General features: G+C 62.5%; 17 protein-coding genes. 7 read left to right on the top strand and 10 right to left on the bottom strand.

Annotated elements, in window-relative coordinates; genetic code table 11:
- Window positions 1-1,313: 1,313 nt before the first annotated feature.
- Window positions 1,314-2,780: an ATP-dependent nuclease gene (locus MTR62_RS10420; RefSeq protein WP_244020388.1), complete on the top strand. Its 1,467-nt coding sequence runs from the start codon at window positions 1,314-1,316 to the stop codon at window positions 2,778-2,780.
- Between the two features lie 128 nt (window positions 2,781-2,908).
- On the opposite strand, the gene MTR62_RS10425 is transcribed toward MTR62_RS10420, so the two are convergent.
- Window positions 2,909-3,538 carry a uracil-DNA glycosylase family protein gene (locus tag MTR62_RS10425; protein WP_244020390.1) on the bottom strand — a complete coding sequence of 210 codons (630 nt, stop codon included), beginning with the start codon at window positions 3,536-3,538 and terminating at the stop codon, window positions 2,909-2,911.
- A gap of 356 nt (window positions 3,539-3,894) precedes the next feature.
- On the opposite strand from MTR62_RS10425, the gene MTR62_RS10430 reads away from it, so the two are divergent.
- Window positions 3,895-4,041, top strand: coding sequence for a lmo0937 family membrane protein (locus MTR62_RS10430; protein ID WP_244020392.1), 147 nt, complete (start codon window positions 3,895-3,897; stop codon window positions 4,039-4,041).
- A 24-nt stretch (window positions 4,042-4,065) separates the two neighbouring features.
- Here the strand turns inward: MTR62_RS10430 and MTR62_RS10435 are convergent, their stop codons facing one another.
- Complete coding sequence (locus MTR62_RS10435; protein WP_244020394.1) at window positions 4,066-5,319, bottom strand: multidrug effflux MFS transporter; 1,254 nt, start codon at window positions 5,317-5,319, stop codon at window positions 4,066-4,068.
- A 126-nt stretch (window positions 5,320-5,445) separates the two neighbouring features.
- Here MTR62_RS10435 and dinB point away from each other — a divergent pair, with 126 nt between their 5' ends.
- Window positions 5,446-6,567, top strand: coding sequence for a DNA polymerase IV (gene dinB, locus MTR62_RS10440; protein ID WP_244020404.1), 1,122 nt, complete (start codon window positions 5,446-5,448; stop codon window positions 6,565-6,567).
- A gap of 58 nt (window positions 6,568-6,625) precedes the next feature.
- Here dinB and MTR62_RS10445 read toward each other — a convergent pair whose 3' ends face one another.
- The 8 genes from MTR62_RS10445 to MTR62_RS21480 form a co-directional block, all read right to left on the bottom strand.
- Window positions 6,626-7,123: an NUDIX domain-containing protein gene (locus tag MTR62_RS10445; protein WP_244020406.1), complete on the bottom strand. Its 498-nt coding sequence runs from the start codon at window positions 7,121-7,123 to the stop codon at window positions 6,626-6,628.
- Window positions 7,111-7,728, bottom strand: coding sequence for a 6-phosphogluconolactonase (locus tag MTR62_RS10450; protein WP_244020408.1), 618 nt, complete (start codon window positions 7,726-7,728; stop codon window positions 7,111-7,113). Before MTR62_RS10450 ends, MTR62_RS10445 begins: the two co-directional genes overlap by 13 nt.
- Before the next feature lie 132 nt (window positions 7,729-7,860).
- A complete protein-coding gene (locus MTR62_RS10455) occupies window positions 7,861-8,322 on the bottom strand; it encodes a Dps family protein (RefSeq protein ID WP_244020411.1) in 462 nt (153 codons plus the stop codon).
- Window positions 8,323-8,421: 99 nt separating this feature from the next.
- Window positions 8,422-8,979, bottom strand: a complete 558-nt coding sequence (locus MTR62_RS10460; protein WP_244020413.1) for a hypothetical protein — start codon at window positions 8,977-8,979, stop codon at window positions 8,422-8,424.
- A 717-nt stretch (window positions 8,980-9,696) separates the two neighbouring features.
- Window positions 9,697-10,449: an HAD-IIB family hydrolase gene (locus MTR62_RS10465; RefSeq protein ID WP_244020415.1), complete on the bottom strand. Its 753-nt coding sequence runs from the start codon at window positions 10,447-10,449 to the stop codon at window positions 9,697-9,699.
- Between the two features lie 122 nt (window positions 10,450-10,571).
- Window positions 10,572-11,381: a class I mannose-6-phosphate isomerase gene (locus MTR62_RS10470; RefSeq protein WP_244020417.1), complete on the bottom strand. Its 810-nt coding sequence runs from the start codon at window positions 11,379-11,381 to the stop codon at window positions 10,572-10,574.
- A 9-nt stretch (window positions 11,382-11,390) separates the two neighbouring features.
- Complete coding sequence (locus tag MTR62_RS10475) at window positions 11,391-12,440, bottom strand: mannose-1-phosphate guanylyltransferase (RefSeq protein ID WP_244020499.1); 1,050 nt, start codon at window positions 12,438-12,440, stop codon at window positions 11,391-11,393.
- A gap of 204 nt (window positions 12,441-12,644) precedes the next feature.
- The gene (locus tag MTR62_RS21480; RefSeq protein ID WP_244020419.1) at window positions 12,645-14,396 is read right to left on the bottom strand and encodes a mechanosensitive ion channel family protein; all 1,752 of its coding nucleotides are present in this window, start codon (window positions 14,394-14,396) and stop codon (window positions 12,645-12,647) included.
- On the opposite strand from MTR62_RS21480, the gene otsB reads away from it, so the two are divergent.
- The 4 genes from otsB to MTR62_RS10500 all read left to right on the top strand — a co-directional run bounded on the left by otsB (window position 14,379) and on the right by MTR62_RS10500 (window position 20,331).
- On the top strand, window positions 14,379-15,074 hold the full coding sequence (otsB, locus tag MTR62_RS10485; RefSeq protein WP_244020429.1) for a trehalose-phosphatase: 696 nt from the start codon (window positions 14,379-14,381) through the stop codon (window positions 15,072-15,074). The two genes, MTR62_RS21480 and otsB, sit on opposite strands and share 18 nt — an antisense overlap.
- On the top strand, window positions 15,071-16,966 hold the full coding sequence (locus MTR62_RS10490; protein ID WP_244020431.1) for a glycoside hydrolase family 15 protein: 1,896 nt from the start codon (window positions 15,071-15,073) through the stop codon (window positions 16,964-16,966). Before otsB ends, MTR62_RS10490 begins: the two co-directional genes overlap by 4 nt.
- A 205-nt stretch (window positions 16,967-17,171) precedes the next feature.
- Window positions 17,172-18,599 carry an alpha,alpha-trehalose-phosphate synthase (UDP-forming) gene (locus MTR62_RS10495; protein WP_244020433.1) on the top strand — a complete coding sequence of 476 codons (1,428 nt, stop codon included), beginning with the start codon at window positions 17,172-17,174 and terminating at the stop codon, window positions 18,597-18,599.
- A gap of 565 nt (window positions 18,600-19,164) precedes the next feature.
- Entirely contained in the window at window positions 19,165-20,331 is a 1,167-nt protein-coding gene (locus tag MTR62_RS10500; protein ID WP_244020443.1) for a nucleotide sugar dehydrogenase, read from the top strand.
- Window positions 20,332-20,334 lie beyond the last annotated feature (3 nt).

A 20,334-nucleotide genomic window follows, 5' to 3' on the forward strand; every position in this document is an offset into this window, starting at 1 on the left:
CGCCTTTCCATGCTCGTCAGCCAAGCGTGACACGGTAGTCAGATGCCGGCAATGGGGCGTATGCCGCTGGGCTGGTCTCGGGCCAAATTTTTCGACGGCCTGGGGGCCGCGCATCGCGCCCAGCCTCCGAGGCCGCAGGTCGGCCAGGCGCCCAAGTCGGGCGCTCAGTGCCTGATTTGACGCGCTTGGGAGCTGTCCGTCCGCTCTATGGATACAGGCGCACCGCACTTGCGCTAAAATTACTTCTTTGACCATCGCTGAACTGCGCCAACAGGACCTCGCAGAACCCGCACCAAGCGAAGGCCAATCGCCGCAACGATCAAGAGTAGAGTGATCGCGGCCAGCACTTGTCCGCCACTCTCCGGTAGAATGTTGCTAAGCAAGACATACGCCACTGCGCCAAGGAGCGCGACCAACTCGAACGCCAGCCATTTCGCAAAGGTCGTGAGATACCGGATAAGAGCCATGGCACTTATGGTGCACCCGCGAGCTTCCGTCGGCAAGGCTGCGGTGCTGGCTGACGACGACGCGCCCTTGTCGGTCGCTCGCTGGCCGATTGACTGCTCCAGGAAGCCGTATGTCCGGTATCGCTTCCTGAAGCTGATCCGAGGTTGAAGAAGCGAGCTAGCGCACGTTGACGAGTTAGCCCAGCTCACTAGGTTTCCGGTATGCGAACTCTCCTCATCGCTGCACTTCTAGCCGTCCTCGCCGGATGCTCAGATGCATGCACGAACACTTTGGTCATGAGCGCCATCTCGCCGAATGGTGAGCATAGAGCCGATTTGTTCCAGCGGGACTGCGGGGCGACCACAGGTTTTTCGACACAGATTTCAATCTTGGCCGCAGACGTAAAGTTGTCTGGTAGCGGCAACGCATTTCGAGCGGATGATGACCATGGAGCCGCACGTACGGGGGCATGGGGAGGCCCTTGGGCGGAAGTGCAATGGCTCACGGCAGACCACCTACTGGTTAGATACGCTGCAAAATCGCGAATATTCGAACGTTCAACCGACGTTGAAGGCGTTGAGGTGACCTATCAGGCGATGACCAGATAGGCGTCGGCCTCTTGGGCACGTTGCGCCCATCCAAGCCGTTGAAGCGCTTGGAGCGGCTTTTCGAAAGCCGTCGTTCGCTCGAGCCATGAACCCACTCACTTTCGCCGGTCTAGCTGGCGATAGCACACAAGTCGGGCAGCGATCGTTCCCGCCAACGCCACCGAACGACTGTCGAATGACCCAAGTGTTCTTTGCTTCGACTTCGTCGGATGATAGTGCCCTGCGATAACTAGCAATTTAAGGTCTAAGGGGCGGCAGATGGACATCCAAAAATCAGACATCGACAGCTTGGAAGAGCGCGTTAAAAAGTTGTCCTATCATAACTACTTACCGACCCTGCGCATGTCGAATGTTCGCAGTTTCGAGCATCAGACAATCACTTTCGATTTCCCTGTAACAGCCATTATCGGAACAAATGGTGGCGGAAAATCCACTGTTCTGGGTGCTGCGGCCATCGCATATAAGTCTGTCAAGCCTGGAAATTTCTTCCCGAAATCGAATATCGGGGACAACAGCATGGCAAATTGGCGGATCGACTACGATATAATTGATCGCTCAGTGAATGCGTCTGGCATATTTACACGAAATGCACGGTTCGCGTCAGCAAAATGGCGACGCGACAATGTGCCCGACCGACCGGTCATCATCATCCCGATTCAACGGACTGTGCCTGCAAACGAGCAGAACAGGTTCAAACGATTTATTGGGATGGGCAACGAGACCGACATAACTACAAGCGCCATCGACACCAATGTCTCGGCTTGCGTTTCACGCATACTCGGCAAGGACGCCTCTGGGTATGAGCGGATCACGCTAAACAAAGATCCAAACAAGTCCATTCTGGTCGGCATGAAAAACGCAAACGACTATTCCCAATTCCATTTCGGAGCAGGCGAAGCATCAATTATCGAGATGGTGTCGCAGATTGAAGAGGCCGATGACAATGCCTTGATCTTGATTGAAGAGATTGAAAACGGCCTCCATCCTCTCGCAACGCGCAAGATGGTCGAATACCTCTTTGACGTGGCGAAAAGGAAGAAGGCTCAGGTCATCTTCACGACGCACTCTGAGTATGCGCTCGATGTTCTGCCGCCTAAAGCAATTTGGGGATGCATTGATGGAGTAGCCTATCAGGGCAAGCTCACGATTGAGAGCCTGAGGGCGCTGACGGGCACGGTGAGCAAAGACCGCGCGATTTTTGTCGAAGACGAGTTCGCAAAAGACCTGTGTTGCGAGATTCTCCGTCAATATGCGCCGGAAATCCTGGACCAGGCTGAAATCCATAAAGCAGGTGGCTTCCCCTACGTCGTGGAAGTTCTGAAGCACCACAACACTAACCCGACAATCAAGAACAAAGCAGTGGCGGTCATTGACGGTGACAATCCACCCTTGGCAGAGTCGAACGACCATGTTCTCGAATTGCCAGAAGGCGCCCCCGAGGCGGTCGTATTTGGTTACATAGAAAAGAACGCAGAGACGGTAGCGGGTCTTGTGCAGCAACGTTGTCAATGTCCAGCTATCAGCCAAGACCAGATTGTCGCCACGATCAAACAAGTCGCAATTGATACCACCGATCACCACCTATACTTTGTAAAGTTAGGCGAACGCTTAGGATTCATCTCCGAAATTATAGTTCGGCGAGGCCTGTGTTCAATCTATGTGCAGAACGCTGCGACAGAGCTTGCACCGCTGGTTTCGAGCCTCAAGGAAAAATTGAATGATTGAGGATGAGTTGCAGGCGTGAGCCGTAGTCGCATTCCTTGATGAATGAAGGGCAGCTTCGCTGGATCGCCCACCGAAACCTACCAGTCTGCAACCGGCCCAAGGCGGACATTTGAATTCGTGCGTACCGTCTAGGCCTCCAGCGCTGCCCGAACGCGGGCGCGCAGGGCGGGAAGCGCTTCGGCGTCGAACCAGGGGTTACGCGCCATCCACAGGCGGCTGCGCCAGGCCGGATGGGGGAGCGGAAACAGCCCATCGGGCGCCTCGCGCCAGCGTAAGACACCCTGGGTCAAGGTGCGCGCAAAGCCACGCGGCAGATAGCGCCGATGCGCGTGGAGCCCCACCAGCAGCGTGAGCCGCACCTGCGGCAAGCGCGCGCGCAGCGGCTCGTGCCAGAGCGGCGCGCATTCGGGGCGCGGGGGCTTGTCTCCGCCCCTGGCCTTGCCGGGATAGCAAAATCCGCTGGGCATGTGCGCAACGCGATCGGGGTCATAAAAGAGCGCGGCGTCGAGCCCCGTCCAGGCGCGCAGCCGATCGCCGCTATCATCGTCCCAGGCGCGACCGCTGGCATGGACCCGGCTGCCCGGCGCCTGCCCGATGACGAGGATACGCGCTGCCTGTCCCGCCTGCACCACCGGCCGCGGCTCATGGCCGAGCGCTTCGGCGCAGACCCGGCATGCGCGGATCGCGCGAAGCAGCCCGTCCAGATCGTCACTGGCGTCGAAAGACGGGGGGCGTAAAGGGACGCATGTGCCGGTCATCGCCTCAAAGGTGGCGCCTGGCCCCACACCGCACAAGGCCTCCCGCACGGCGACGTAGCGCCTTTAGCCAAAGGCCTGCTCTCGACGAGCCCCGGTTGCCCGTGCGCTTCCTCTTTTCTGGCTCGTGCTTCCCGAAGAGCCGTAGCGGGACACTTATGCAAAAGGGGCGATTCGCGTTCGCCGAGCCCCGCGCTGCACGCATCCGCCTTCACCGGCAAGAGCAATGCCGCCATTCGAGTGGTTCATGCGACAGACAACGGAGAAATTGCGCCAAACAATGCCGCAAAGACCGCAGGTGACGGGAGCCGAAGTGTTGCTCGCACGTTAATCCGGTAAATCGCTAAAGGAGAAATTCCATGCTTTTCACCATCGTCGGCATTCTGATCGTGCTGTGGATACTGGGCTTCGTCGTGTTTCACGTCAGCAGCGCGCTTATCCACCTCCTGCTGGTCGTCGCGATCATCGTCGGGCTCGTCCAGCTGTTCCGCGGCCGCAGGGCCTAGCCCGTCCGGCGCAGTTCTAGAAGTTCAGCCCGCGCCTCCCGGATGCGGCCCCTGCGCGGGAGGCTGGTGCTGGCGATAATATTCGGGCGGGTTGATACGGCGGAATAGCCGTCCCCGCTCCGAATAGAGCACGCACAGCAGCGCCACCGTCCCCATCACGCTCATCGCGGCCATGATCGGCACCGCGGTCCCGTCGAACGCCTGTCCGATCATCGCGCCGAGCAACGAGCCCAGCACCATGCGCACGAACGACATGACCGAGGCCGCCGCGCCGGCGATCCGCGCAAAAGGCTGAAGCGAGATCGCCTGGAAATTCGACCCGATGAAGCTCATCATGCACATCGACAACGACATCAGAGGCACGAACGTCCACAAACCCTCGTGACCGCTGGCCGACACCGCAAGGTGGACCAGCCCGATAACCACGAAGACCAGCAACGCCATGTGCGACACGCGCCGCGCCCCGAAGGCGACGACGATGCGCGCGTTGATGAAATTCGATCCGGCCATCAGCATCGCCATCAGCCCGAACAGCACCGGGAACAGCGACCCCGCGCCCAGCGCCTCGCCAACCAGCTGCTCGGCGCTGTTGAGGTAGCCGAACATGCCCGCCTGAACGAGCGCCGCCCCCAGGAAATAGCCGATCGCCGAGCGCTCCTTGAGCGCCAGCCCCATGTTCCCCACGATCGCGCGCGGCCGGATCGCCTGGCGGTTTTGCGGAGCCAAAGTCTCGGGCAGGCGCAGCGCGCACCAGATCAGCACGACGACGCCCATCGCGCAGGTCACTCCGAAAATCCAGCGCCACCCGGCAATTAGCATGATTGCCTGGCCGACAATCGGCGCGATCATCGGCACGACCATGAAGGTCGTCGCCACCAGCGACTGCGTGCGCGCCATGAGATCGCCTTCGTAACGGTCGCGCAGGATCGTCATCGGCATGACCATGAACGCGGCGGCCAGCATCCCCGCCGCCCCGCGCGCGACAAGCAGCAGTTCGAAGCTGCCGGCAACCGCGCAAACCAGAGTCACGAAGACATACCCCACCGCCGCGCACAGCACCACGCGCCGCCGCCCGAATCGGTCCGCCAACGCGCCGGGGAACAGCGAACCGATCCCCGCACAGGTGAGGAACACCCCCACGACCAGCTGGCGCTGATTGGGGTCCGATACCCCCAGGTCTCCCGAAATATGCCCCAATGCCGGTAACATGATGTCGATAGACATCGACATCAGCGCCTGGATGGACGCCATCAGCGCGACGAATTCGACCTGCCCCATGGGGAAGGCTTGGTGACGGGACTGGGGAGAGGACATGGCCCGCGAATGCCGCAAGCGCGAAGGTTAGGCCAGAACAATTCGCATGGACGAGGATACTTTTCGAACCCTGCACCCTATATACCGCGCATGTCCGCCAGCCAGGATCACGACGAGGACGAGGCCGACGGCCTCAGAAAGATCATCCATGTCGACATGGATGCCTTCTTCGCCAGCGTCGAACAGCGCGACAATCCCGCGCTGCGCGGAAAGCCGGTGGCGGTGGGCGGTCCTTCGGGGCGTGGCGTGGTCGCCGCGGCGAGCTACGAAGCGCGCAAATTCGGCGTGCGCTCGGCCATGCCCTCCGCGCGCGCCCTGCGACTGTGTCCCGATCTCATCTTCTGCAAATCGCGCTTCGACGTCTATCGTGAAGTGAGCGCGCAGATCCGCGCGATCTTCCTTGACTACACCCCCGACGTCGAACCCCTCTCGCTCGACGAGGCCTATCTCGACGTGACCGAGGATCGCAAGGGGCTAGGTTCGGCAACCCGCATCGCCGAGCAGATCCGCGCCCGCATCAAGGCCGACACCGGCCTCACCGCCAGCGCCGGGGTGTCGTACAACAAGTTCCTCGCCAAGCTCGCCAGCGACCAGAACAAGCCCGATGGGCTTTGCGTGATCCGCCCCGGCCAGGGCGCCGCGTTCGTTGCCGGCCTGCCGGTGCGCCGCTTCCATGGGGTGGGTCCGCGCGGCGCCGAGAAGATGGCGCGGCTTGGCATCGAGACCGGCGCGGATCTCGCGGCGAAGGATCTTGCCTTTCTGCGCGCCCATTTCGGCAGCTTCGCCGACTATCTGTTTCGCGCCGCGCGCGGCGTCGACCTGCGCCAGGTCCGCGCCAACCGTCCGCGCAAATCGCTCGGCGCGGAGCGGACCTTTGCACAGAACATCGAAGGCGCGCCGACCTTGCGCGAAACGCTCGGCAGCATTGCCGAGACGGTGTGGGAGCGCATCGAACGCGCGGGCGTGCAGGGGCGGACCGTGACCCTGAAGCTGCGCTACGCCGATTTCACCACGCTCACACGCGCACGCTCGGTTCACCATGCCATATCGCAGAAAAGTGCCTTTGCCGCGATCGGCCACGCGCTGCTCGAGGAAATGCTCCCCCTGCCCCAGCCCGTGCGGCTGATGGGGCTGACGCTCTCGCATCTCGATCAGGACGAGGACACCGCGCGGACCAAGGCCGAACACGGTGGCCAGCTGTCACTGTTCTAGTGGTTCGATTCGGACATTTGCAGGCCGATCCCAGCCGCCTGGGATGCAAATACCAAAATCAATCCACTAGCGGGCGCTCATCCAGCCAGAGCGCGATCTTCGCCGCCAGCCCCTTGGGCATGGGCGTGGGCAAGACATCGAGCGCAAAAGCCTTTGCTGCCACGATCTCGCGCCCGTCCGGCACCGGCGTATCGCGCGTGGTGCCCGCAACGATGTACACGACGTTGCTCGCCCCGTGCAGGTCCTCGGCTGTCACTGCGACGAGCCGCGCGCCGCAGAGCCGACAGCCGGTTTCTTCCCGCAATTCGCGCGCTGCGGCGACCAGCGGGTCCTCCCCGCGCGAAAGCCCTCCGCCCGATGGCATCCAGGCATCCGAGCCGTAGCTGTGGCGGACCAGAATAATCCGCCCTTGCGCATCGCACGCCAGGACCCGCACCCCTTCGACGCGCGGCTTGCGCCATTTCCACAGGGCCTTGCGCGCCGCATGGGCCACACGAAACAGCCCGCGATGAAGCGGTGCGGGCAGTGCGAAGACCAGTCGCTTCAGCAGAAGCACGTCACCGTCTTGGGGAAGGTGCGCAGGAAGCGCGCAACGGGAAGATCGTTGTCCCCGGCAGCCGCCGCATCGAACACCAGCCGCTTGTCGCTGCCGCGGATCACGAACATCGCCTCATCGGCATCGACCAGCGCGGGAATGGTCAGGCTCACCCGGTCGAACGGCGCTTCGGGGGGAAGCGGGTCGGGCGTCAGGCGGCGCACGGGCGAGGGATCATCGACTTGCGGATCGGTGTTGGGAAAGAGCGAAGCGATGTGCCCGTCCCCGCCCATGCCGAGCCAGGCCAGCGCAAAATGCGGCGGCTGCGCGGTGGGCGTCAGAGGCACGATCCGGGCGCCTGCGGGTTCGAGAAGCGCGCGGATCTTGCCCACGTTGCTCGCCGGGTGATCCTCGTCCACCAGCCGGTCATCGCCTGGCCAGACCGCAATGCGCGACCAGGGCAGATTGGACGACGCGAGGATCTCGAAAATCGGAAACGGCGTCGAACCGCCCGGCACGGTGATGGCCACCTCGGCCGAGACCGAAAGGGCCGCATGGAGCCTTTCGGCCACAAAGGCGGCGATGGCTTCGTTCGGGGCTCCGGCGATGATTTCAAGCTGCGACATGGGCCTTGGTCTAGCGCGAGATGCGTGCACTGCAAGACGATTGTGCCAAGCAAAACGGCCGGGCCCCGGATCGTGGGGCCCGGCCGTCGAAGCCGTTCATCGATCGGGCGCCGTAAGGACGGCGCGCGAGGTTCAGCGCGCGAGAATTTCGCGCAGGAACCAGACGCGTTCCTCGGCCTGGTCGGTCCAGTCGTCGACGATGCCGTCTGTCGCATTGTCACCTGCCTCGCCAGCCGCCGCCTTCACTTCGCGCAGGCGTTCAACGTAAGCGAGGTTGTCCTCCATCAGTTCCTTGACCATGGCCATCGCGTCGAGCGAGGTATCGTCCTGCGCGGTGATCTTCGTCTTAGCGACGATCGACTGCGGGCTGGTCAGCGTGGTGCCGCCTTGCTTGCGTACCCGCTCGGCAATCACGTCGACCAAACCTTGCACGGCGCCCGCCTGACTGTCGAACAACAGGTGAAGATCGTGGAAGTGCGGGCCTTTGACGTGCCAATGGAAGTTCTTGGTCTTGATGTAGAGCGCGAAGGTATCGGCCAGCAGCCCGTTGAGGCTATCGAGCAGTGCGCCCTGTGCGTTATCGTTAGAAGCCATGATGTAACCCTCCTTATTGTCTCACCACCGTGCTAGGATGGCGCCAATATATGATTGAAAACTCGGCTTATAAGACTTTGTTTCAATCGAAAAAAGCGATCACAGAATACGCATTTGCACAAGGGCGACATTGAGCGCGATCAACAGGAGGATCACCCCGGCCCCCCGCCGGACCCAGCGCAGCGAGGCTTGTGTCGCGAGCTGCGGAAAGGCCCAGGCTGCGCCGACAAGCGCACTCCCGCCCAGCGCACCAGCCAGCCCCGAAACGAACGGAGCCGCCATCGCCACGCCCATCGCGAAGATCACGAACCGCGCGGCATCCGTAATCTGGTGCCCCAGTAGAACGAAACCCAGCGCGCCGAGCGAATGGGTCGGCTCGCGCGGCGCACGGCGCTTGGTGAACAGCAGCGATTCCAGACCGGCAAGCCCAAGCGCGATGCCCGCGAAGATCATCCGGGCCGGTGCCGGCAAGCGCTCCAGCATCGCGATCGCCGCCCAGCTGGCGAACGCCGCTGTCACCAGCGTGCACGCCAGCACCACGATCAGGATTGCCGGCCGCCCGCCCTGCCGGGCCGAAAGCGCGGCGACCGTCATCTGGTCACGCGCACCAATACCCGTCAAGAGCACTGCGAGGAATGTAAGATAAAACGCCGGCATCGCTCCCTCCGCAAGCCTTCATGCGCCATATAGGCCCCGCGTCCAGTACTGCAACGCACCGTGGTCACTATCCGAGGCGCACGCGGCAAGGCTCGAATGGAGTGATTTTTACAATTGCATCCCCTGGTGGATGGGGTGAGTGTGCCAATGTCCTAGTCGTAAGAGCCCGATCCGGAAGTTCGGCACCGGCCCGCACTCCCAGAAGTCGCCGAGTGGCGACTTTTGGATCAGGCTCCACGATCCACTCAACTCCCATAAAGGCGAGTGGTTGGAAAAATCCTGGAATTTGAGTGCGCCCATCCGATAGGGAGTCACGTGTCCGAAGCAAGCCAGTCAGGTTTTCGGAATTCCGTTCAGGAGGAGCCGGGAACGATGGATTTTGAAAACCGGCGCACAGCGTAGTTTCAGTACGTGAACACCAAAAGCGCAGCAAAGCAGCCTTTCGCAGGCCCGCATGAGCACAAACACCTCAGCCCCCAGCCAGAAGCAGAACTCTCGGCTTGAGCAAGGACGGCCAGGACACCCCACGAGGAGGGTGTCCGGGAAATACCCTCAGCGGGCATCTTCATAACCGCATCGGCCCACGCCCTCACCCGGCAGCGGCATATTCAGAGCGACAGGTGAAGGCGTGGGGGGATGCGGTGAAATGCGCTTCCAGCGAAATTCCAAGCGAACTCCGATAAATCCGCGCAGCCCGCGATCGCGGACCACCGTTGGTCAGGCGTCCTTCAGGCAGGCGATGATCGCGGTAACCACGTTGGCCGTGTCCGCCGGGTCGCGCACGCAAACAGTGTCCAGCCCCATGGCCTTGGCCGGATAGTCGTTACCGCCGGGGAAGATCGCATCGCCAATGAACAGCATCTTGCCTTCGGCCACACCCGAATGCACGGTAAGGCGCTTGAGCCCCCAGGCCTTGTCGACACCGGGCTGGGTAATGTCGACCGAAGTCGCTCCCCCCAGATTGACCGACACACCAGGCAGGCGCCTCACCAGATCGGCCTGAATTACCTTGCGCTTGGCAAAATCGGGGTCCCACACTTCCTTGGCTTCAAGCGGGGCCTGCTGCCCCAGTGCCGAAAAGGTGATCTGGCTACCACGATCCTCGATCCGTTCGCCCCAGGTCTGTTCGGGGACGAAGCCCGTCGCCTCGAGCGCTTCGTCGAAAGCAGCCAAGATCTGCGCTTTTTGCGCCTCGCTGAACAGCTCAGCGTAAACCGAAGCCCATTGCCCGCCACGATGGACAAACAGCTTGGCACCGCTGGTGGGCATCATCCACAAGCGTGACAGGTTCGCCCGTTCGGGCAGCCGCGAGGCGACCTGCTTGTCGAACTGCGGCCAGTCTCCGCCCGAAATGACCGCGACGTGGGCCACGTCAAGCAAATCGGCCAGAAGTTGAGCCATGTCGTCGGTCAGGGGCTGCTTGCTGAGCGCAAGCGTCCCATCGAGATCAAACGCGATAAGTTCCTTCATTCCCATCATCCCAATCTCAGTTCCGACAAACCGCCCCGCAACCGGTGACGCCGCCCCCTTTGCCTCCAGCGCAGTCACACAGCACTGGGACCGCCGCGATGCGGTTGTTGGCCCCCGTCTGGTCAGGCCGCGCGCGCCAGAAGGCACGTCCCGGCTTCGTCGAAAACGACATCCGACAGGCTCGCCACGCAAGCACATCCGCCCGGCAAAAGCGCCTCGCCGCGAACAGTGAGGGCTCCCTCCCGAGGGATGACGAGGCAAGCCCCGGGAAAGCGGGACCGGGTCACGGCATCCGGAAAGCCGGCAAGCTGGTCCAGTACAAACAGCGGACCATCCACCAGGACTTGCGTTTGTGCGGGCGCAACCCGCTTCGACCAGCGCGCAAGATCGTAGATCTCCCCGCGTGACACGGCCATGCCTTCCTCCAGATGGAGTTCACGCGGCCGCCCGTAGTCGAACAGGCGATACGTGATGTCGCTGTTTTGCTGCACTTCGATCAGGCTGACACCCGCCCCGATGGCGTGGACGGTGTTGGCCGGAATGTAGAAGAAATCGCCCGGCGCGACCGCGTGCCAGGTCATGCGCTGTTCGATCGAACCGTCACGCGCGGCTTCCCGCATGGCGTCCTCGTCAATCGGCTGATCGAAGCCGATACCCAGAGTGGCACCGGGCTGAGCGTCAACGATCAGCCAGCATTCCTCCTTGCCCTGACGACCAATGCCCTTGGCCAGCGTCTGCGCGTCGGAAGGATGGACCTGAACCGAGAGCTTTTCGCTGGTAAAAATGTATTTGACGAGAAGTTCGGGCAAGTCCGCGGGCGGTTCGAACCAGATTTCCCCGATGCGTTCCCCAGCCGGCGCAACAAACGGGGCGGGCAGGACATCCATGCCCCATGGCTTGGCCACGGTGCGAACGGGAAGCGAAGCACTCATTTCTATTCCTTACTGGCTCGTTGCACCGAGCAGTTTGCCGACCTTCTGCGCGCCTGCAATGCTGGTGATCATGACATCGTCACCATCGATCACGACAACCACGTCCTTGAGCCCGATCACCGACACGCGCGGACCGTCGCTGTCAACAAAGACATTGCTACAATCCACCAGCTCGACAGCGCCGCTCGCGCGGGTGGTGTTGCCGTTCGAATCGCGATCAAGCGCGTCATGAAGCGCTGGCCAGTTGCCGATATCCGACCATTCCATGGCGGCCGGGACCATCGCGGCACGGGTGGTCTTCTCCATGACGGCATAGTCGACCGAGTCGCTTTCCACGGTAGCGAACAGCGCCGCATCGGGGTGGAAGCGCCGACCATCGGCCAGGCCTTCGTCCACCGCCTGGCGCACGACGCGCGCGATCTGCGGGCGATGCGCCTCCAACTCGGCGATAAAATCCCTTACGCGGAAGGCAAAAATCCCGCCGTTCCAGGCATAGCCACCATTGGCGAGGAAGCTTTCCGCGCGCGCCAGGTCGGGCTTTTCGATGAACTGCGCGGTTCGAAAACCACGCGATCCGTCCGCCGCCTCGATCGGCTCTCCACGCTTGAGGTAGCCAAACCCGGTTTCGGGCGCGGTCGCTGCGATCCCGAAGGAAACCAGCCACCCTTCGCGCGCCAGAGCCGCCGCTTCCTGAGCGACCTTGGCAAAGACCTCCGGCCGGCCAATGTAGTGGTCGCTCGGGCACACGAGCATGATGTCGTCTTCGGCAAGACTGAACGCGGCCAAGGCGATCGCGGCCGCTGTGTTGCGCGCCGAAGGTTCGACGATGATGCGCCCTTCGCCGCCCAGTTGGGCTTCGACATGGGCCAGATGCTGGGCCCCCGTCACGACCACCGGAGGTGCGAACCCGCCGGAAGCCGGGCAACGCGCGACCGCTTCTTCGAACAGGGTCCGATCGCCGACCAGACGCAGAAAAGGCTTGGGCTTGGAGGCCCTGCTTCGCGGCCACAGGCGCGTGCCACTGCCACCGCACAAGATTACCGGAACAACATCAGCCATCATTCGCTTCCAAATCTTAAGCTCTGAAAAATCGTCCAACGAGCGAAAATCGGTAGTTTCTGGATACTGCATCCGTGTTGCGATGCAACGCCACCTCCGGACAATTCCGCACCGCTCTGGTTGCAATTGAAGCGCACCACCCGGCACCCGGGCGGCCACGCCCCGGCATCCGGTTCACGCAAGAACATCCATTTTGCCGGAAACTCACGAGGATGGAGCAATCTCGTTCCCGGCGGCGGCGCCCTGCCCGCGATCGCCCGCCCTCGCAAGCGCCACGTCGAAACCGCCCGGCCGTTGAAAGAGACGCAGGCCAAAGCGTGGCACGATCGCGATCAAATGATCGAAAATGTCGGCCTGGATGGCTTCGTATTCCAGCCAGTCGGTCGTCGTGGTGAAGCAGTAGATTTCAAGCGGCAGACCGGTCTCGGTCGCATCGAGCTGGCGTACCAGCAAGGTCCCCTGGTCCGAAACACGCGGATGCGCCTTCAGATACGCCGCGACATAGGCCCGAAAGGTGCCCAGATTTGTCGGCTGACGCTGGTTCACCCCCGGCTGCGCGGGCCCGCCTGAAACGTGATTGCACTGGTTCCAGCGCGCGATCTCGGCATCCTTCTGCGCCATGTAGGGGCGCAGGATCGCAAACGCGCGCAAGGCCTCCCACTGAACCGGCGTGAGAAAGGCCACGCTGGTCTGATCCAGGCGCAGCGCCCGCTTGATCCTGCGCCCCCCCCATTCGCGCATGTGGCGCCAGTTGCGGAAAGAATCGGTAATCAGCTTGGCCGTGGGAATGGCGGTCACGGTCTTGTCGAAATTCTGGACCTTCACCGTATGCAGCGCGATGTCGATCACGTCGCCATCGGCGTTGAGCTGGGGCATCTCGATCCAGTCCCCCACGCGCAGCATGTCGTTCGAGCGCAGCTGCACCGAGGCCACCAGCGAGAGGATGGTGTCCCGAAACACCAGCATCAGCACCGCCGCCGCCGCGCCAAGACCCGACAGCAGGATGACCGGCGATTGTCCGATCAGAATCGCCACGATCAGCAACGCGGCGGCCGCAAAGACGATGATCTTGCCGATCTGGATATAGCCCTTGATCGGCCGCATCGCCGCCTCGGGCTTGAGTTCGTAGGCATCGTTGCCGAGTTCGAGCAGATCGCACAGCGCCCGCGCCAGGGTCAGCACGATGAACGCGCGCGCCAAAGCCTGGACGACGACGACGAGACCACCGGGTAACCCCGCGATCTCGGGCACCCCCTGGAGCAGAAAGACCGCGGGCACGACGTTGGCAAGGTGCGTGACCAGCGCCCGAACGTCCCCGGCCTCATTGCGTAGCGGCGTGCGGTCGATGAGCCGTTCGACCGGATGCACCACCAGCTTCTTGGCCAGCCAGTTGGCCAGCAGTCCGGCGAGAATCAGCCCCGCCAGCGCCAGAATCGCGTTGGCCCATTGGACGTCGAGCGCGCTCCACCGCTCCAGCGCGCGCCTGCCTGTTTCAAAAACCGAAATGAGAGCCTCCAGCACCGATCCGCGATCCATCGCCCCGACCAGGACCGAACCGCCGATGCGCGCGCCTATCTCAATCCTTCCCGCACAGGTCAACGGCCGGAACTGTTCCGGTCCTTGAATGTTGTTGTCAAGGCGAGACAAGACACTGGGCAACACTCCAGGCAAGACGCCGGGCATGCCGCCCGCCGGATAGGCTTGGCGCCCTACCCGGGCGACCGCGCGCCGGGCCTTGTACCTTGCCCGCCGCCTCCGACCGCTTGCCTTAGGGCTGGCCATATCCCGACTGATGGTGCAAGACTGAACACAATGACCGATCCAAGCGACAGTCTCTCGCTGGCGGAACATGGCGCTCAAACGCGCGATCTCCCGCCCCCTCCCGCGCTGCGCATCGCGCCGCACACGGCCCTGTTCCTGGATTTTGACGGAACGCTGGTGGAGATTGCCGACCACCCCGACGAAGTCGTTGTCCCGCCTGGCCTCCCCGGTCTGCTCACCACGCTGGCCGATCGGCTGGAGGGTCGCCTCGCGCTCGTCAGCGGGCGTGCCATTGCCGCGCTCGAAGCGATGCTCGGCCCGCTCGACATCGCCATGGCCGGATCGCACGGGGGCGAGTTTCGTCCAGCGGGCACGCGTACGGTCCAGCCGCTGGCGGCCCCCATCGCCCGCAGCGTGATCGCCCGTCTGCGCGACTTTGCCCAGGCCAACGGGGATATGCTGGTCGAGCCCAAGCCCTACAGCGTCGCGGTTCACTACCGCCGCCACCCCGAAGCGCTCGAAGGGCTACTGGCCTGCGCGCAGACCCTCGCGCACAGCGACGGGCTTCACTTCAAGCACGGCAAGCAGGTGATCGAGCTGGTCATGCCCGGCTCCGACAAGGGGGCTGCGGTCGATGCCTTCATGCGCCTCGACGGGTTTGCCGGTGCCCGGCCGCTGTTCCTGGGTGACGATGTCACCGATGAGGACGCCTTTCGCGCCATGGCCCCGCACGGCGGCGCCGGCGTTCTGGTAGGGCCACCGCGCGCCAGCGCCGCGCACTGGCGCCTGCCCGATGTCGCCAGCGTTCACGCCTGGCTGCACGCGGCGCTCGACGCTTCTCCCTCAAGCGAAGGATCCGGAAAACCTGCATGACTGAGACCGGCACCCGGCCGCCCGTGCGCCCGACTTCCCCCAATGACGAGCCCTCCCCCTCCCCCTCACCCGGCGCGACCAGTTCGCTCGAGTTGTGGCCGATCGGCAATTGTCAGGTCAACGGACTGATCGACACACGCGCGGCGTTGGTCTGGGGCTGCGTTCCGCGCGTCGATGGCGACCCTGCGTTCTGCGCGCTGATGCGCGGCGATGGCGGGCAGGATTCAGGGACCTGGCGCTTCGAACTGGAAAACCAGGTCCGCGTGACCCAGCATTATCGGCGCAACACGCCGATTCTCGTCTCGCGGCTCGAGGACGCCAATGGCGCAGCCGTCGAGGTCATCGATTTCTGCCCCCGGTTCGAGCGTGCCGGGCGCATGTACCGCCCGGTCGCCTACACCCGTATCGTGCGCCCGGTCCGCGGATCACCCCGCATTCGCTGCGTGCTGACGCCGATGAGTGGATACGGAGCCCAGGCCGCACCAATCACCCACGGCTCGAACCACATCCGCTATCTGGTCGAGCGCAACGCCCTGCGCCTCACGACCGATGCGCCGGTCGGCTACATTCTCGACGAGCGGCTGTTCCGCCTTGAGCGCCCGTTGCATTTCTTCCTCGGCCCCGACGAGCCGTTCAGCGGCAACGTCGAGCACGAAATCGAGACGATGTACGAACTGACCGATGGCTATTGGGGCAACTGGGTGCGCAGCCTGGCCACCCCGCTCGACTGGCAGGAAGCCGTCATTCGCGCCGCGATCACACTCAAGCTGTGCCAGCACGAGGAAACCGGCGCGATCGTGGCCGCGCTCACCACCTCGATTCCCGAAGCGCCCAATTCCCAGCGCAACTGGGACTATCGCTACTGCTGGATCCGCGATGCCTATTACACCGTCCAGGCGCTCAACCACCTGGGCGCGCTCGACGTTCTGGAAAAGTACCTCGCGTACTTGCGCAACATCGTCGACGATGCCGAAGGCGGCGCGATCCAGCCGCTCTACGCGGTGAGCGGCGCCAAGAGCATCATCGAATGGGAAGCCGAGCATCTGGCCGGCTATCGCGGCATGGGTCCGGTGCGCATCGGCAACGCGGCCTACTATCAGGTCCAGAACGATTGCTACGGCCAGATCGTCCTGCCCTCGATCCAGGCCTTCTCCGACCAGCGGCTCTTGCGCATGGCCAATCACGAGGATTTCGAGAGCCTCGAGAAAGTCGGCGAGATGGCCTGGCGCACCCACGACCAGCCCGACGCCGGACTGTGGGAACTGCGCACCCGCACCGCCGTGCACACGTATTCAAGCGTGATGAGCTGGGCCGCCTGCGATCGCCTCGCCAACGCGGCCCAACTGCTCGACCTGCCCGATCGCGAAGCCTTCTGGCGCGAACGCGCCGACACGATCCGCCAGAACATCGAACATGGCGCGTGGCACGCGGTCGAGCAGCCCGAGTTCGAGGATTTTGGGGCAGGAGGCCACTACGCCGCGAGCTTTGGCGGTGACCAGCTCGACGCCAGCTTGCTGCAGATGGTCGAGCTGCGCTTCGTGGAGGCTGACGATCCGCGCTTCCAGGCAACGCTCGCCGCGGTCCAGAAGGCGCTGCGCCGGGGCGAGCACATGCTGCGCTACGCCAACGAGGACGACTTCGGCCTGCCCGAGACCGCGTTCAACATCTGCACCTTCTGGCTGATCGAGGCCCTGCACCGTTCGGGCCGCGACGAGGAGGCGCGGCGGCTGTTCGAGGCGATGCTCTCGCACCGCACCCAATCCGGCCTCCTGTCGGAGGACATGGACTTCGAGACGAGCGCGCTGTGGGGGAACTTTCCGCAGACCTATTCGCTTGTCGGGATAATCAACTGTGCCGGGCAACTGTCGCGGTCCTGGCGCGACTGGCGCTAGAGGTTCGATTCTGACATTTGATACCCTATCGGATAGGGCGCGCTCAAATGTCAGAATCGTTTCGAACCACTAGCATTTGTTTGATTCTAGTGGATTTTACGATTTTGACATGTGCAGACGCATCCCAGCCGCCAGGGGCTGCAAATGGCAAAATCAATCCACTAGGTTTTCCGGCGCTCACGGGCGCCGAACAGGGGAAGTTTGAATGAGCCGACTGATCGTGATCTCGAACCGCGTTTCGGTGCCCAAGGCGGCGGGTGCGGCCGGGGCACAGGGCGGCCTTGCAGTCGCGCTCAACTCCGCACTGCGCGAACACCGCGGCATCTGGTTCGGCTGGTCGGGTCAGGAAACGCAGGAGTTCACCGGACACCTCGACATGCAGCGCAACGACGGCGTGACCACCGCGACGATCGATCTCGAGCCGCAGGACATCGAGGAATACTACAACGGCTACGCCAACCGCACCTTGTGGCCGCTGTTTCATTACCGGATCGACCTGACCGAATACGACCGGAACTTCGGCGAAGGCTACGAGCGGGTGAACGCGCGCTTTGCCGCCTCGGCCCGGCCGCTCATCGAACAGGACGATCTGGTCTGGGTGCACGACTACCATCTGCTTCCTCTTGGCTCGCTGCTGCGCGCAAAGGGCGTGAACAACCGTATGGGCCTGTTTCTCCACACGCCCTGGCCGCCGACGCGGCTGCTGGTTTCGCTGCCCTTCCACGAACGGCTCGTGGAATCGATGCTCGCCTACGACGTGATCGGCTTCCAGACCGATGAATGGCTGGGCAGTTTCCTGCACTATCTCGAGAAGGAGATGGGACTTGCGATCGGCCCGGATGGCATCGTGGAATACCAGGGTCGCCGGATTCTCGCAAAGGCGTTCCCGATCGGGATCGATTACGCTGAATTCACCCAAGGCGCCAACAGCGCCGAAGCCGCCGAGGCGCACGATCGGCTCAAAGCCAGCGTGCGCGGGCGCAAGATGCTGATCGGGGTCGACCGGCTCGATTACTCCAAGGGCCTGGGCGAACGCTTTGAAAGCTTCAGCCGTTTCCTCGCCGACAATCCCGACCAGGCCTCGCAAGTGGTCCTGCTCCAGATCGCGCCGCCATCGCGCGGCGACGTGGCCAGCTACCAGCAAATCCGCGAGGACCTCGAACGCAAGACCGGCCACATCAACGGCGCGCACGCCGATGTCGCTTTCGTTCCCATCCGCTATGTCAACCGCGGCTACCCGCGACGCCAGCTCGCCGGCTATTACCGCGCTTCCGAAGTCGGGCTCGTCACGCCCTTGCGCGACGGCATGAACCTGGTCGCCAAGGAATATGTTGCAGCGCAAAAGCCGGACAATCCCGGCGTGCTCATCCTGTCCCAGTTCGCCGGTGCCGCGCTGCAGATGGAAGATGCGCTTCTGGTCAACCCGCACTCGCTCGAACATGTCAGCGAAACGATCAAGCGCGCGCTCGACATGCCCATCACCGAACGGCGCAAGCGCCACGAGAGACTGCTGGCCTCGGTTCGCGATGAGGATGTCGTGCATTGGCGCAACGAATTCGTGAGCGCGCTTTTCCAGAAGTCCGCACCGCATAGTGATGCAAGCCAGACATCTGACACGCTGCTCCAGCGCTGACGACGACACCCCCAGGCCTTGCGGGATAGCGGCGAAGTAGACGCGTCCACAGGGCTCAGCCCGCTCACCACACACCCGAGCCAACGCCATGGACGGAATGGCTCCCATGGCTCTGAAGGGCAGCAATCCTTTGCGCTCGCGCGGACTTTGCACCTTGGAAGCCTTTGGCAATCACCAGGCGAACTATCCTGAAAAAGTCGCGCCCCGCCAATCACGCGCATCAGCAGAGGCTAGGCAACACCGACCGCGCGCGACGTGCACGGGACCGCGACGCCCACACGAACCTTCGCTCTTCGCGTTCCAGCCAGAGCCGGCCCTTTCGAAGGCAGCCGCATGAACCGCTCTTTTCCGTCTATCGCGGCCCCTGAAATTCCGACCGTCGCGGCTCTGCTCCTATTCATCCCTTCGGGGTTGCCGGTCCGAAATGGATTGTGCAGGCGCAGCATAAAGCCGTTGACTGCACGGACCAGAAGTCCGATTAGGGCCGAACGGACAAGAGGCGGCAGCTGGAATTTCCGACCCGCGTCCTGTTGAATGACCTTTTTTTTGCATGAGTACTACTGGGATGAAGATCGCTGTATTCGGACTTGGATACGTTGGCCTTTCAAACGCCGTATTGTTGGCCCAGAACAATAAGGTCGTGGCGGTCGACATCTCGACCCAGCGCGTCTCCATGCTCAACGCGCGCCAGTCTCCCATCGTCGATTCCGAATTGGAAGGATTCCTCAAGACTCGAAAGCTTGATCTGACCGCGACGCTCGATGCGAGCGAGGCTCTCGATGGTGCGGACTACATTATCGTTGCCACGCCCACGAACTACGATGCCGAAACCAACAAGTTCGACACCTCGTCGGTCGAATCGGTCATCAATACCGCGCTCGAAGCTGGCTCGAACGCTCCGATCATCATCAAGTCGACCATCCCGGTCGGCTTTGTCAACGAGACCCGACTGCGCCTCGACACGACACGGATCATCTTCAGCCCCGAGTTCCTGCGCGAAGGACGCGCGCTCTACGACAACCTGCACCCGTCACGGATCATTGTCGGCGAACGCTCCGAACGCGCGAAGATTTTCGCCGACCTGCTGGTTCAGGGGGCCGAGAAGCCGAACATCGAGGTCATTTTCACCGATTCGCGCGAAGCGGAAGCGATCAAGCTTTTCGCCAACACCTACCTTGCCATGCGCGTTGCGTTCTTCAACGAACTGGACAGCTACGCCATCGCAGGAGGCATGGACACGCGCCAGATCATCGAGGGTATCGCGCTCGATCCCCGCATCGGCAAGCACTACAACAACCCCAGCTTCGGCTATGGCGGCTACTGCCTGCCCAAGGACACCAAGCAGCTGCTGGCCAATTATTCCGATGTTCCGCAAAACCTCATCCGCGCCATCGTCGATGCCAATCGCACCCGCAAGGATTTCCTGGCCGACCAGATCATCGCCATGAAGCCGCGCCGCGTCGGGGTCTACCGGCTGGTCATGAAGGCGGGCTCGGACAACTTCCGCCACTCCTCGATCCAGGGGATCATGAAGCGCGTGAAAGCCAAGGGCATCGAAGTCGTGGTTTACGAACCCACGCTTCATGACAAAGAATTTTTCGGATCGCGTGTCACCCACGACCTTGACTCCTTCAAGGAGGAGTGTGATGTCGTAATTTCAAATAGAATTTCTTCGGATATCAAAGATATAGAAGAAAAAGTGTTCTCCAGAGACATCTTCGGATCAGATTGATAA

It is taken from the genome of Novosphingobium organovorum, assembly GCF_022832435.1.
Classification (GTDB): Bacteria; Pseudomonadota; Alphaproteobacteria; order Sphingomonadales; family Sphingomonadaceae; genus Novosphingobium; species Novosphingobium organovorum.

What these genes read in the sequence shown, in the direction of transcription:
- MTR62_RS10455 (WP_244020411.1), bottom strand. Translation starts at nt 8,322, where the DNA reads ATGGCTTCTAACGATAACGCACAGGGCGCACTGCTCGATAGCCTCAAC.
- MTR62_RS10465 (WP_244020415.1), bottom strand. Translation starts at nt 10,449, where the DNA reads ATGAAGGAACTTATCGCGTTTGATCTCGATGGGACGCTTGCGCTCAGC.
- MTR62_RS10475 (WP_244020499.1), bottom strand. Translation starts at nt 12,440, where the DNA reads ATGGCTGATGTTGTTCCGGTAATCTTGTGCGGTGGCAGTGGCACGCGC.
- MTR62_RS10470 (WP_244020417.1), bottom strand. Translation starts at nt 11,381, where the DNA reads ATGAGTGCTTCGCTTCCCGTTCGCACCGTGGCCAAGCCATGGGGCATG.
- dinB (WP_244020404.1), top strand. Translation starts at nt 5,446, where the DNA reads ATGTCCGCCAGCCAGGATCACGACGAGGACGAGGCCGACGGCCTCAGA.
- MTR62_RS10495 (WP_244020433.1), top strand. Translation starts at nt 17,172, where the DNA reads ATGAGCCGACTGATCGTGATCTCGAACCGCGTTTCGGTGCCCAAGGCG.
- MTR62_RS10420 (WP_244020388.1), top strand. Translation starts at nt 1,314, where the DNA reads ATGGACATCCAAAAATCAGACATCGACAGCTTGGAAGAGCGCGTTAAA.
- MTR62_RS10435 (WP_244020394.1), bottom strand. Translation starts at nt 5,319, where the DNA reads ATGGGGCAGGTCGAATTCGTCGCGCTGATGGCGTCCATCCAGGCGCTG.
- MTR62_RS10425 (WP_244020390.1), bottom strand. Translation starts at nt 3,538, where the DNA reads ATGACCGGCACATGCGTCCCTTTACGCCCCCCGTCTTTCGACGCCAGT.
- MTR62_RS10430 (WP_244020392.1), top strand. Translation starts at nt 3,895, where the DNA reads ATGCTTTTCACCATCGTCGGCATTCTGATCGTGCTGTGGATACTGGGC.
- MTR62_RS10460 (WP_244020413.1), bottom strand. Translation starts at nt 8,979, where the DNA reads ATGCCGGCGTTTTATCTTACATTCCTCGCAGTGCTCTTGACGGGTATT.
- MTR62_RS10450 (WP_244020408.1), bottom strand. Translation starts at nt 7,728, where the DNA reads ATGTCGCAGCTTGAAATCATCGCCGGAGCCCCGAACGAAGCCATCGCC.
- MTR62_RS10490 (WP_244020431.1), top strand. Translation starts at nt 15,071, where the DNA reads ATGACTGAGACCGGCACCCGGCCGCCCGTGCGCCCGACTTCCCCCAAT.
- MTR62_RS10500 (WP_244020443.1), top strand. Translation starts at nt 19,165, where the DNA reads ATGAAGATCGCTGTATTCGGACTTGGATACGTTGGCCTTTCAAACGCC.